The organism is Chengkuizengella marina, from assembly GCF_009910845.1.
Taxonomy (GTDB): Bacteria; Bacillota; Bacilli; order Paenibacillales; family KCTC-33759; genus Chengkuizengella; species Chengkuizengella marina.
Genome location: NZ_SIJB01000030.1, coordinates 35,870 through 49,688, shown reverse-complemented (window position 1 = coordinate 49,688; position 13,819 = coordinate 35,870). Strand labels below are relative to the sequence as shown.

General features: G+C 33.1%; 12 protein-coding genes. 5 read left to right on the top strand and 7 right to left on the bottom strand.

What is annotated here, in order from left to right:
* Nucleotides 1–96: 96 nt before the first annotated feature.
* The 3 genes from ERL59_RS14885 to ERL59_RS14875 all read right to left on the bottom strand — a co-directional run bounded on the left by ERL59_RS14885 (nt 97) and on the right by ERL59_RS14875 (nt 1,870).
* Nucleotides 97–663, bottom strand: coding sequence for a hypothetical protein (locus tag ERL59_RS14885; RefSeq protein ID WP_160647021.1), 567 nt, complete (start codon nt 661–663; stop codon nt 97–99).
* 330 nt (nt 664–993) lie between these two features.
* Nucleotides 994–1,449, bottom strand: coding sequence for a staygreen family protein (locus ERL59_RS14880; protein WP_160647020.1), 456 nt, complete (start codon nt 1,447–1,449; stop codon nt 994–996).
* 142 nt (nt 1,450–1,591) lie between these two features.
* Entirely contained in the window at nt 1,592–1,870 is a 279-nt protein-coding gene (locus ERL59_RS14875) for a LysM peptidoglycan-binding domain-containing protein (RefSeq protein ID WP_160647019.1), read from the bottom strand.
* 400 nt (nt 1,871–2,270) lie between these two features.
* Between ERL59_RS14875 and ERL59_RS14870 the strand changes: the two genes are divergently transcribed.
* Nucleotides 2,271–2,798: a CueP family metal-binding protein gene (locus ERL59_RS14870; protein ID WP_160647018.1), complete on the top strand. Its 528-nt coding sequence runs from the start codon at nt 2,271–2,273 to the stop codon at nt 2,796–2,798.
* A 69-nt stretch (nt 2,799–2,867) separates the two neighbouring features.
* Here the strand turns inward: ERL59_RS14870 and ERL59_RS14865 are convergent, their stop codons facing one another.
* The 3 genes from ERL59_RS14865 to ERL59_RS14855 form a co-directional block, all read right to left on the bottom strand.
* Nucleotides 2,868–3,404 (bottom strand): ATP-binding protein, encoded by a 537-nt coding sequence (locus ERL59_RS14865; protein WP_160647017.1) that lies wholly within the window; start codon nt 3,402–3,404, stop codon nt 2,868–2,870.
* A 119-nt stretch (nt 3,405–3,523) separates the two neighbouring features.
* Nucleotides 3,524–3,976, bottom strand: a complete 453-nt coding sequence (locus ERL59_RS14860; RefSeq protein ID WP_160647016.1) for a GNAT family N-acetyltransferase — start codon at nt 3,974–3,976, stop codon at nt 3,524–3,526.
* 452 nt (nt 3,977–4,428) lie between these two features.
* Entirely contained in the window at nt 4,429–6,405 is a 1,977-nt protein-coding gene (locus ERL59_RS14855; RefSeq protein ID WP_160647015.1) for an alkyl sulfatase dimerization domain-containing protein, read from the bottom strand.
* Between the two features lie 861 nt (nt 6,406–7,266).
* Between ERL59_RS14855 and ERL59_RS14850 the strand changes: the two genes are divergently transcribed.
* Complete coding sequence (locus ERL59_RS14850; RefSeq protein WP_160647014.1) at nt 7,267–7,746, top strand: DinB family protein; 480 nt, start codon at nt 7,267–7,269, stop codon at nt 7,744–7,746.
* A gap of 197 nt (nt 7,747–7,943) precedes the next feature.
* On the opposite strand, the gene ERL59_RS14845 is transcribed toward ERL59_RS14850, so the two are convergent.
* Nucleotides 7,944–8,438 (bottom strand): GNAT family N-acetyltransferase, encoded by a 495-nt coding sequence (locus ERL59_RS14845; RefSeq protein WP_160647013.1) that lies wholly within the window; start codon nt 8,436–8,438, stop codon nt 7,944–7,946.
* Nucleotides 8,439–8,981: 543 nt separating this feature from the next.
* Between ERL59_RS14845 and ERL59_RS14840 the strand changes: the two genes are divergently transcribed.
* The 3 genes from ERL59_RS14840 (at nt 8,982) to ERL59_RS14830 (ending at nt 13,406) form a co-directional block, all read left to right on the top strand.
* On the top strand, nt 8,982–11,390 hold the full coding sequence (locus tag ERL59_RS14840) for a fibronectin type III domain-containing protein (RefSeq protein ID WP_160647012.1): 2,409 nt from the start codon (nt 8,982–8,984) through the stop codon (nt 11,388–11,390).
* A 591-nt stretch (nt 11,391–11,981) separates the two neighbouring features.
* Nucleotides 11,982–12,260, top strand: a complete 279-nt coding sequence (locus ERL59_RS14835; protein ID WP_160647011.1) for a hypothetical protein — start codon at nt 11,982–11,984, stop codon at nt 12,258–12,260.
* Between the two features lie 177 nt (nt 12,261–12,437).
* Nucleotides 12,438–13,406 (top strand): alpha/beta hydrolase fold domain-containing protein, encoded by a 969-nt coding sequence (locus ERL59_RS14830; RefSeq protein ID WP_160647010.1) that lies wholly within the window; start codon nt 12,438–12,440, stop codon nt 13,404–13,406.
* Nucleotides 13,407–13,819: the final 413 nt, after the last annotated feature.

Genomic DNA, 13,819 nt, shown 5'->3' with positions numbered 1-13,819 from the left:
ATAGACTTTCTTCTTAAACAATCGCGCCATATTGTTGAATAAGAGATTGGAAGAATGGCTTGGGGATGAAAACTCAACAGAAAAAAGCATACAGGTTCATTCATGCTTATAAAATTCATCTAGGTTTTTTTTAATAATTCCCATTACTTCTTCCAGTTGCATTGAAAACATGAATTCTGGAATTTCAATTGAATTCCCTCTAAATAATATTTTTGTTTTAAGCATTATCTCCAAAAAAAAATTCCGCTTAGATGTGAGTTTATTTAAACGATTTATTTTTATGTTTAGGGATGAGGGTAACCAGTTTATTTTGTATACGGTCATGGATATTTCTTTAATTCCCCCCCATTTTATCGTCCCTGTAATGAATTGATGAATATCGAAATAAATGCCTACATTATTTATAATTAAAGATGGTTTAGGTTTGATTAATCTTTTTAAATAATATGTACATGGATTACCAATTGTTGATGAAAGTCCTATAATTAAATAAAAGAAAAACAAATAAATAGGCATGAGTATATTGGATGAGGAAATCATTAATATGGATTTAAATGATATAAAAATCATGACTATTCCTATTAAATTTATAAAAATTGTTAAAATAAATAGCTTGACTATATTTTTTCTCGGTGAATAAATTTCAATTGTATCTTTTGCCATAATAATACCTCACTCTGTATTGTAGGTCTTAGCTGTTGTATACAATTCATTATAGAAAAAGAAATTATTTTTAATCAATAGAAAAAAATGCAAGCTAATATATATAACACTTACTAAAGGGAGACTTAATCGAAGTTCCTATTGAAATTTCGTTGATCATTCACTAATACCGATATTAAACAAAATGGCCCTTATATGTAAAAGACACCCTTCTTCGAGAAGAGCGCCAGCTTGTTAAAGATGACTTGAACTTCTATTCTAATATAGTTCAAAATAGTATTGTTTGTTTCCTTTACAGAAAATTTAATATTTGGGTGATGTCGATACACATCAAATGTTTATTTTATAATCTTTAAATTCCCCCCAACTCTCAACACCATGATATTCTGGATAAACTGATTGAAAATAGATGCAAATTGTTTTTTCATCTAGTTGTGGATATAGATCAAATAAATGACGATCACCATAACGTATTGCTTTCAATGCTAGTGGAAGTTCTCTTTTAAAAATCTCATATCTTACTTTCGACACTTCTTTATCGAATTCACCATTCGATACATATACGTATGCGTGAAAAAATAAACATTCATTTGTAATATACCAATGCCCTAGCACTTCATCACGCATGTTTACATTAATTTTGTCTACTCGATAAGTTGGACCAATGTCTAAAAAAAGTTCCCCCGTAAGATCTGAATGTGTTAATGTATAATATCGCGGAAAAATCTTTTCAGTGACACCATTAAAGAAAGTAACACTTAGCTTATTTGGATCAAAAATTCTCATATGTGCCATCCTTTCCAAGGAGTCATTTGAGTTATACTATTCATATCGCAGTACATGTGCTATTACTTATTTTGAAGTAACCATTTAAAAGATCATCATGTTAAGATAGATTGCAGATGTGAAAGGATAAACACTTCTCTCTCTAAGCCCAAAAAAACCGTTTTCTTTTTCTAGAGAAAGGGGACGGTTTTTTTGGCCTAGGTTGGATGTTAGGTTTTGGAGTTGTGAGTTGATTGGCATCTGCCATTTTAGTTTGTTGATAAAACTCTGAATCAGTAGATACTGGAATACTCAATCTGTCACCTTCATAAGTTTCTGCATTTGTTATTTTGTTTTGATCCACTATGGATCTAATAGATACACCATATCTTTGTGAAATGGTCAACAAATTCTCACCTCTTTTGACAATATGAGTAATCATTATTTCACCTCCTAATAGACGCAACAATCACAGATGAATTGATCTAAATATCCCATAGTGAACAGCTCCATCAATTATTTTATTTGATATCGTATGAATGAGATGTCATCCATGAGTGGACTTATGTCTAGGGTTATATAAAACTCCGCATTTGTCTGTATCGACAAGGGTTCAACAATTCAGCCATATCATTAAGAAAGATGCAAGGCGCTTCTATTAGAGAAAAGCGCTTTATTGCCAAAATAGTTTTATTTTTACCTTTTTATAGACATCATGATTGTATTTTAAAATATAATTTTAAGTGAATTGTGACATTTCAGTGATAAACTATTCTTTCTTATTCTAACTAAAAAAATATACTATATAATATTATTTAGAAGCTATTAAGGAGTGCATATCTATGAAAAAGAATCTATTACTAATAATTCTCACAACAATTTTTCTTTTAACTGCATGTGGTGAAGAAGGGGCACAAGAACAACAAGAAATGGACTCAAAATCTATAAAAGATCTAGTTTATGACTACAGCGTAGGTAACATCAAGGTGGAGACTGCGTCCATCACATCTGAACATCTGATTGTAAAGCACACTAATCAGGAAGAACGTATGTATGATTTACCAGCAGACGAATTCTTCGTTTCAATTGCACCGTATATAAACAACACACACCCATGCACTAACCATAACTTGACTAGTTGTCAAGGTGAACTGGTAAATGAAACATTTGAAGTTTTAATAAAAGATTCAACAGGGAATGTTATCGTTGAGGAAAGTTTAGTATCTGGGAAGAATGGCTTTTTTGATATGTGGTTACCACGAGACAAAGAATACCAAGTACGGATAAAGTATGATGGAAAAATTGCAGAAAGCAACCTCTCAACTTTTAAAGAAGATAGAACTTGTGTGACAACAATGCAATTATTGTAAAGAGGAATTAGATATTCCTCTTTCTCTCGTATTGAAATTTATTACTAAAAAAACACCTGTTAGTTGCAATTAATTTGAACTTAAATAATTTAGGACAATATTTACTCGTTCCTTAACCGTATAGTCACCTTCAATTCTTAATATTGGGCAAACTAAGTTTGATATCCAATGTTCGTGTAACGTTTTGCTTCTAACTTCCATCCCACCTTCATCATACAAAGAAGCCCACTCCAAAAAAGCCTTCGATTGGTCGTATTTGCTACCACCAGCTAATATCTCATTACCATACCTCTGATATTCTCTTTGTTGTAATCTCTCAATTCTTATACTTTGAGGAATCCATAAAAATATAACCAAATCAAAATACGGTTTAAAGTTATCACCCCAACCACATATTGCCCCCGAAAGAATCCACCTTTGATTTATTGATAAATCGTGTTTTAACAATTCCTTTCTTTCAGGTACTGGTCTTTGTTGTGTAAACTTAGTTATCCAATAATAGTCATCGGTATCAAGATGAGTATAAGAAAGTTCCTTGGATAATTCAGTTCCGAGTGTCGAAGTTCCTGAACCAGAAGCACCAAAAATATGAATTTTTTTATACAATTTTTTCTCCTCCATCAGCTAATTTGCTGCTTCACAATTAGGTGATACAATGGGATATAGAATTATTTTATAAGCTGTTTTAGATCGTGTATTTCAATAATTTCTCCTATTAACTGTTATTATAGAATGTTTTTTCTCATGTATACACGAGTATCATCACGATCAATCTCTTCCCATCCCAAATTAAGATAAAAGGAAATGTTTTCTGTCAATAGTATATGAGTTGCTAACCGCAGCTCAAAATAACCTCTTTTTTTTGCTTCTGCTTCTGCAAAATCCATAAGATTTCGTCCTAAACCGTTTCCCTGAAAATCAGGATGTACCGCCACATTTGCTACTTTAGTATAGTCATTTTCAAACATTAAAATCAATCCACCAACAATCTCCTTTTCGGAATCGACGACCCAGACAGGAAAAGAGGATATTTCCTCTTCATAATCTATATTCATAGGTGGTAATTGTTTTCCCTTAAGTCTAGACAAATACTTTGAGTAGGCTGCATCCATACAATCCTTAAGATCCTTAGCATCATCAACAATAGCTTTTCGTATAATCCACTTTTTTCTGTTCATATTTATACCTCCTCGAAGCTTACTTTCAATTAGCTCCATTCCCACATATTCTACAATAAAAACCACATTCTATGGTAAAAAAGAACCCACTTTGAAAAAAGATTGATCAAAATGGATTCTAACTTTGAATTTGACTACTTGCTGTTTATAAAAGGGTTACATTCTCTGTCTATTTTCTTTTACAATTTCTAATAGATGAGTCAATTTGTGACTGCTGCGTCTACGAAACTGATCATAACATATTCATCTTCACAAAATGGCATTTTTCTCTAAGTAAAGTGCCTTTCTTTATGAATTGGGGCAATTTAAAATTCCAAAATTAACACGTCCTTTTCATTTTTTTATTAGTTTATTCAAGTTAATATGATTAGATTGGAGCGTGTACTGTATAAAGGAAAATCCACTAATCCTCCTTCCAAACAAGATCAGAAATTAAGCAACCACTGCTTTCACTATCTATCTGCTAACTTTATATCTCGGTAGGCAATTTTACCATCCAAATAAGAAATGAATTTTTTGAAACCTATCACATTATATACTTCCATTCCTCTTTCTGCTATTTCTTCTTCTATAGTAGACTCTTCTAATAATATACTCTCCAAACTTTCTTTAGTGACCGTTACTATGGAGTTTATATCAAATAATCCAAGTGAATCAGCATGTTCTGCTGATACAAATTCCACTGCGCCACCTCTTACCAAGATTGCTGCTTTTTCTTTCTCTTTTCCATTCTTTAGAACAAATTTGACCCCAAGATTGACATCATCTTTTTCTGCTTTTTCTGCATCCCAATTATACGTAATCATGCTAACTAACGAAGAAAAGTCTAATTCTTTTAATATATCTCCTCGACCGGGATCAATAACATTTGATTCTAATTCACCTCTAAGTTCTTGTGCCGCGCTCAAGTAAAAACCTCTGACATTGGCTGCCGTCGATAGATACCCCAGTTCCTCGAGTGCTTCGGCCTTTAATAATTTGGACTCAGTATCCTCAGGAAAGGCTCTCACCGCCCATGTAATTAATTCAGCTGCCCATTCATATTCTTTTCGATCGATAGCTTCCCTTGTTTCTTTCTTCACTTTTTCTAAGCCGCCCATTACTTCCACATAATTTGATGCTCTTGTTTCATATGGGGCTCTGGATAATTCAGTAGGATCTCCTTCAAACCATCCTAAAAAGTCCGTATAGATGGCTTTCACAGAGAGATTATAATCTCCGTAATGATTCCCTAACCCGTGATCCCAAGGATCATTGAGTCGCTCGGGTAAATTGACAAATTCAACTAACTGATCTTTATTGAACCCTTGATTTATTCCTCTAATGGACTGTTGATAGACCCAAGATATGGCATCTCGATAGTCTGTCATACGTTTGTTTACATTCCTTTTACCATACACAGGCCTCCCATGTGTAGGGACCATGTATTTAGCTTCATCGAATCGGTACCTCATTTCATCAATCGATTCTATCCATTGTCCCACGTCCCTTGTTTTTGTACCTCTAGGACTATATAAATTAGGGAATGTAGGATTGATTACTTCAGATGTAATAAGTACTTTCTCCTTTGGTAAATAAAATACCAGTTCATCTTCTGTTTCTGATGGGGCGTACATAATTTCCATTTCTACACCCGCAATTGTCATTGTCGAACCTTCATCTGGAACCATAATCGTTGGCTTAAAGAAAGAAATTTCCTCCTGCTTCTCTTCTTCATGTCTTCCTTGGAATGGAACTCCAATACCTCCATGTACATACCCGCTATCTTTACCTGATTTATAGTTCCAATCCAAATATTCTCCTGTGTGGTATGATCCCCGTTGAACCATGATTGGAGTAATCACGGAGAAAATATTCTTTATGTTCCCCATTAATTTGTGATGAGCTACAATCGCAACTTCCCCATTTTCGACTTGCTCACGTGTCACAAATGACCTTGCCCCTCCAACATGATCTATATGATTATGTGAGTAGATGATCCCTTTTACAGGCTTGTCTGTTATATCTCGAACCGCTGTATATACCATATCTCCAACATGCATGTCCGAATTGGGATCAATAATAATGATTCCGTCTTCTCCTTCAATCATAACTGTATTGGCTAACCCAAAACCTGAAAAGGAATAGACATTGTCAGCTGCCTTAAATACTTTTGCATCCTCATTTAAGTAATCTGAATGCTCATAAGATGACTCTGGAACCATTGGATTTCCATTTTTCGAAACAGATACTTCCGGATTTATTGGGTCGTTCTTATGATTTTTCTGATAAGCGTAGTGCCCTTCTTCTTCACCTACCAGCTTATATTCTAATTCTGTTTGTACCTCCTCCACAAGTTGATTCTCCTGTGCACCAACACTCGGCAAAACCATCATCACCACTAATAATACGATTGTGAAAAAGATAACTCCCCTTCTCATCTTAAACATTCAACCTCTCCTTTTTTCAATTTTTTGATTAAATTCCAATTAAAGGAAGACGTAATTGATTATACACTAATTATTTTGTTACTTTTATCAACCTATAGAACTATTTTGTATGTTCTCAATAAAACTCTTTCATTAATAACTTTCTATTAAATTGATAAATTTGAAAGGAGATGAAAATATGGTTCTGACGGAATACTTAATAACCGATTTCTTAACGTAAAGGCAACCGGGTCTTTATATCTATATTGTGTTTAAACGTACAATTTTCTTTTTTTGGTGCTGTGATTCCATTTTTCCAATCGGGGGTGTTTGTTTTTTTAACTTGATGGTGATGTCTACAGTAAATCGGATTAAATGATGGAGAATTTAGGAGTGGACAAACACATTTAATTATTTTACCATCTTCAATAAGTTCATCATATCTATATGTAATCTATTAAATTCCAATTGGCTTACTATATAAGTTAAAATACTACTGGTATTACTCTTCTTTTCATATCTCTTTTAAACGTACATAACCTCACGTTCTTATTTGGGTACGCTTTCTTTGTCAACCATGTTCCGAATGGCCCCATTATATATGCTAACAAGCTAACATGTAAAGCGTCATTTTTATACTTAATTATGTATACTTTCAAATTATCTTCAACATTCTGAAGTTTATTGATTTTTCCATAAACATCCATATAAGGTTACAACTAGATATAAATCTAGATTTTATCTATAATTTATTACACATAATAGAATGACATACAAATGGTTAAAAATTAAAGGAAGGAGCATTTAGATAGTTTGATTTTTCTCCATCAAAAATCATATTGGTATTTTACCAATAAATTGAAGTAAAGGGGTGGAGTTTAGATGCATGTAACTGATTTAATAATTTTAAATTTTGAAGAAATTAGGAGTAGAAGTATAAAAGTATGGAAAGCTATACCCAAAGAAATGTTAAATTGGAAACCTGATGAAGACGCTCTTACTTGTGCTGAAATGATTAGGCATATATTACAAGGTGAGTTTCTATTTCACCAAGTACTTATAGGGAGAGGTGGTAAAGCACTAGCTAATTTGTTTAATCCCTTTGAGACAAAAGAATTCACATCAGTAGATGATGAACTTGAATTTGCACAGCCTTATCGTGAAGAGTTCTTGAAATACATTAAAACATTTAGTATAGAAGACTTAGAAAATATAGAAATAGATCTTTTGGATGCAGGGGGCTATGTTAAAAAACTTGGGGATATGTTATTACGCATTGCTTATCATGAATCTGTTCACACAGGTCAGTTGTTAAATTATATGAGAACAATGGGTATTGACCGCCCTAAGATATGGGATTAATAGTTTTAAAAAAGACTTTGACTTAGTCAAAGTCTTTTTTATGCAACTTATTCTATATTATCATATTAAATTAGTAATTTATAATATGTTTCCCCCTCTGACCGTCAACAATATGGCCCTTGAATTAAAAAAGCACCCTTCTTCAAGAAGCGCGCCATATTGCGTAACAAAAACACTTTATACTAATTTGGTATAATTTACAGGAGCTTACCCATAATGTATTCATCTACTATTTGACCATCTACAATTAGGGAGCATTTTTGCTCTCCTTCAATCTTAAATCCCATTTTTTTATAAAGAGCAATCGCTGATTTATTGTGAGCCATTACAGATAACTCCAATCGTTTTAAGCCATGAGTTTTAGCCCAATCTTCCGTTTGTTGAAAGAGCTGTCTCCCTATTCCTTTATTACAATACTTATTAAGAATACCTATTACTAAATTTGCCTTATGCTTAATCCGATTCATTTTCCCTCCATGTATTAATATATAGCCAACTAAATTGCTCTCCTGTTGAGATACAAAAATAGTAGAGTTATATGAATTTAATATAGAGTCAATCATTTTAGCTTGTTCTTCAATACTCGTGGTACGTTCATTTTCTTCATAAAGCATAAATTTTGTCTCAAGATCAAGCTTCTTGTTTAAGTTCAAGAACTCTTCAGCATCTGAGACTAAGATTTCTCTAATCAATCTGATCCCTCACCTTGACTTCATCATTTCTTACTTAATTTATGTATAATATTTACCTAATCATAGCATAAACATCTGTTTATGTTCTTTATAAAAAGACCCAAATCATAAAAAGGTGTTTCTCTATCATAGAAACTCGCCAAATTGTTAAATAAAATTTGTTTATATTATTTTTTCATTCGCGTTCCAAAATGCTGTAAAGTAAAGAATCACGCCATCTATCTTTTATTAACAAATCTTCACGAATCCTACCTTCCATAATATCTCTTTTTGAAAAAAAATAACAAAGATATTTCTTAACATATTAATATAAAAATATAAATACTTCATTACGTCCTCTAAAGTCAATATAAATAAGTTTCAAATTATCACGTCTCATGTTAACCCCTCTGAATAAAAGAAATTTCTTACTTTCAACACAACTTCTTCATAGTTTCATCACTTTCTAGTTTTAATATAGATAGTACATTAGCCGACTGGCTAAACGCTTTTATCAAAACTAGTAATGAAAAAAATATATTAAATATTTTAGGAGGAATTATGATGGAAAAAGTTCAAATCAAAAAAGTAATCACTGGTGTAGGCCTTTCTATGGCACTTCTTGTGAGTAGTGCACCTGTTCTAGGAACAGTTGGAGTTATGAACACAGCATATGCAGCTGAAACACTGCCAGGTACAAATATTACCTATTCTGATATTTATCGTATGATTCAGCCTGGTTACTCTATTGAAAAACAACTAAATTTTGATCCTATTGCACAGGGGGCGACTTATACATATTTTGATAATGTATATGATCCGGATATTACCGTGAACAGCAAAGGAGAAGTATTTGAGATACACAGAACGAAATCCGGTGGTGCAGCTTATTATAATACGGGAACAATCGTGGAAGATGAAATCGTTTGGAATAACTATGATAAAATTAAAGGAAGAAGCATAGGGACGAAATTAAATGATTTAAGTGGCGGTGTAGCTACATGGTTAAACGATGATCAGGTTCTGATCGTTCAATCAAACACTGATAAAAGTGATGCATACAATTATAAATATGGAATCGTATACTCTATTGTCACAATGAAAAATGGAATGGTTTACGGATTTGATGTGAAAGAAGAGGATATATTTGGAGGATCAAGTAAAATCATTCATCCTGACAATGTATCATTTACTAAAGATGGAAAACTATTTCTAGGTACTGATAAAGACTATGCTGTTGGAACTATAGCCTCAGAAAATGGAGAAATTACGGGCATTAACTGGTCTGGAAAGTATACATTAGTGAATGATGGCGATAGTAAAGATACTACAGTTGATATTACTCGCAGCGGAAAATTAGTAGAAATACATGTTAAAGATACAAATAAACTTTATTATAGTGTAGGTCAATTATTAGATGATAATACGATTCAGTGGGATTTTCAAAATAAACATATGGCTTTTAACATTGACGAGCCATATTCCCTAGGTTTAACGACTTATGATGGAACACATCCTGCAGTAGTTTTAACGGACGATGGTACGTTTGTGATGGCAAACTACGCGCCGGAATCTGGTGATCCACTAGTATATAGAGCAGGGTTTTTATCAGAAAATGGAGAAATTGAATGGAATAGCTCAGGAACCTATTCTCACACAGCTCCTACAGGTGATCCAGCCATCACATTGAAAAAAATTAGTAATGAAAGAATTATCGAAATTCATCAGGGTGATGGTGGGGTATTTAGTGGTACCTCAAAAGGCGTATATTCTATCTGGGATCGAGATTTAGATATGCCTCTACAGGAATTGGGATCAACAGGAAACAGTATTTATTTTAAAATAGGACAAAGAAATTCATTGTATCCAAATATTACGTATGAATTAATTCGAGATGAAGGAACCGAACATGAAGAAATGATTCAGATCACATCTGAGCTGCTGTTTAATACCAATGGTTTTTATAGAGATGAAGGATTAGAACTAGATTCTGAACACACTTATGTTGTAAGAGCGACAGATTGGGCAGGAACAGAGAGAAGAAGTGAGGTTGTCACTGCTAAAACTTCCAATATCTTAATTCCTCAAATGACATTCTTCCCTACGGAACAATCTGAGCAGAACACGATTAGATTAGCATGGATGCCACCTGCTACTGAGGATGTTGACATTGTAAAATATGAACTGTATAGAGAAGATATATCAGACAATGAACCTTATCAAGTTTTTGAGAATGATAGTACTGAATTCATCGTGAATGGTTTTGAAGATTCATTGCTGCCTATGGATACAACATTAAAATATAAAATTAGAGCTATAGACAGTGATGGCAATGCATCTGAAATGAGTGATGTAATACAAATTAATACTAAAAATTTATTAACGAAAAATGTACAAATAACGGGAGTTAATTTTGCAGATGGTGTCGTTAGAATTGGCTGGATTACTCCAGAAACGGCTGGTATTGCAATTGATTCTGTGGAGGTTATTCGTGAGGATCTTCAATCAGGTGAAATGGTGAGCTTCATTATTCCAAGTGATTCTCCTGAATTTAATCAGGGTGGCTATGTAGATCATGACGTGGATTTACACAATGTAGAATATAAGTATACGATGAAAGTATTAGATAAAGCAGGGAACCGTTCTGAACAAAGTAATGCAATGACGGTAACAACCTTAAGTCCTGTAGATATTACAAAAGTCTATAATGATGTTGATACAAATGTTGTGGTTGAGTTAAATATGCAATCACCATCAACTCAACTGGGAAATGTTTATATTGAATGGGAGAAAAAAGACTTGAATGGAAATTGGGTAGATCAAAAACGAGACGTGGTTAGATCTCCATATGGATATGTTTTTCAGGGAGAATATGGTACAGATTATCGTGTGAAAGTAATTTTAGAACCATCAGATGGTAATGGGTCCACATATGAATCATATTATGAATATTTAACAATGCCAACTCAATGATTCGTTTAACTAAAAACTTGAAAATAAGGAAAGAGGTTGTCTAGAAAGTAGTGAAAACTGACTTTCTGGCAGCCTCTTTTTACAGCATACTCTATTATGATAACCTCCTTGTTTTAATATTGCTACAGTAAGCGTTAAAATAGGCCTGGTCCTTTGGTCCGTGGATGAATCTCTTGATAATCGTAACTTTGCTTTTGACATTGATGGCCAAAGGATAGCTTTAGCTAGTGTTTACTGTAGAATATAAATTTTTCAGAATAGAAGAACAGATAGGATCAACCTTAACCTCGCAAAGTGATGTTGGTCTTTTAAGTAATTCTTTGAGTTTAACGGGTCAAATTTTTTTGGTAACTTACACTTCCATATTGGAAAAATAACACTAAAGTGTCTATGGGTTTATAAAGAAGGGAAGTAAAATATGAAATATAAAAACCTTTGAACCTTGCTCTTAGTTATTAAAACTCTGTTTTTACCACGAGCTAATTGAAGTTGGATATATTTTGGGGGTCAATAGACAGCAATTATCCAAAAGGACACTAAAGGAAATGTAGTAATCATTATAAAATATGAAAATGAAGGGAGGTGTTATAAATGAAAAAGACTTTTTTCTCTACTTTTCTAATTATTTCTCTACTTCTTTCCGTGCCTATATCTACTGGAATAGCATCTGAAAATATTGAAGTAGATCGAGTCTATTCAAAACATGGATTTTCTTATCCGACTAGCTGCTGGGCTGCCCCACTTTCATGGTATTATGAAGAAGTACATGATGGAAAGACATATGCAGGAAATTTACCTTTAACACATTGTTATCCGAACTCAATTTCGGGTGCATATCTTATCTTTGAAGGATACTTATACTTAAAGTAATTGTAGATATTCGATTCTTTAAACATATTGAAAAATGATTAAGAAAGCCTGTAAAGACAGGCTTTCTTTGAATGTTTAAATGAAATGATATTCTTCTAACAGACATAGACTATTCCTGTTACGTAGTTATAAAAACAAAAATTGGCATAATATCACTTTTAAATTTGGAGGTGTACTATGAAAGCAGTTAAACGAAGTGAACATTTAATTGATCCAGAAATACGAGGCATTATAGATGAAATGGGTAGTATGAGTTTAACACCAGAAAATTATTTAGAAGTACGAGAACAAATGAAATCGTTTTTCTCTTCTAATGTGAAAGAGCGATATGATATAGAAAGAGAAGAAGTTTGGATAGATAATATATTTGATGATTCTAAAGTAAGGTTGGTCATTACAAAACCGAAAAATAAACCTGAGCAACTATATCCATTCATTTATTCTATGCATGGCGGTGGTATGATTGTTGGTAGTCCAGAATTAGATAATAAAACACATGCATTTTTAGCACATCACTATCATTTTATTGGTGTCTCTGTAGACTATCGTTTAGCCCCTGAATTTTCCCAACCAGCTCAATTGCATGATTGTTATTCAGGAATTAAATGGTGTATCGACCATGCTAAAGAATTAAATATCGATACCCAAAAAGTCGCTGTTGCTGGTGAAAGTGCTGGATCCGGATTAGCTGGTGGACTGGCACTATTTATTCGTGATCGTCAGGAATTTAATATTCATCATTTGCGATTATCCCTACCGATGCTAGATGATCGTACAGCTATCAAAGAGGCTCATCCTTTTAATGGTGAATACTTTTTCAATCATGCTATCCATTATTTTGGGTGGAAGTCTGTTCTTAATCAAGAGCCTGGAACTGATGGCGTTTTAGCATATTATTCCCCCGCAAGAGCTAAGACTTTTAAAGGTTTACCTAGCACATATTTATGTGTAGGTTCTATTGAATTGTTTGCTGATGAGACATTGGATTTTGCAAAACGCTTAATGTATGACGGAGTACTTACAGAACTGCATGTATATCCTGGTTACCATCATTTAGGGTTAACAGTTCCAAACGCTTTTCATAGTAAAAAAGATGCAGATAATAGCTTAAATGCTTTACTAAGAGCTTTAAACATCCATAATTAAGTGAATGGACGTTTGCTCCCAATATCTTCGAGCAATTGGGACCATCTGCACAAGTAACCAAATCATTAACAACTGTGCTCCATTCTTTTCAAATGTAAATAATCTCTAGTACACTTAGGCCGCCTTTTGGCGGCTTTATGAGTATATATTCATAACCGTTCTTTAACACATCTGACCAAAATCATAATAAAGACGCAGCTCTTAGAGAATAGCGCTAAGTAGTTGAATTATATTGATATTTAAAATTCATTCTTTCAACGTAGCTATGCTCTACCATGATATTGGCTGGAAATTCAGATTGAAATTATTACAATAAAACCCAATATATTGAAATTTAATGATATAATGAAAGTGCTTACAATCTAATTTATCAACGCATCAGATGATTGTTAGATATCATTATTCTTAATATT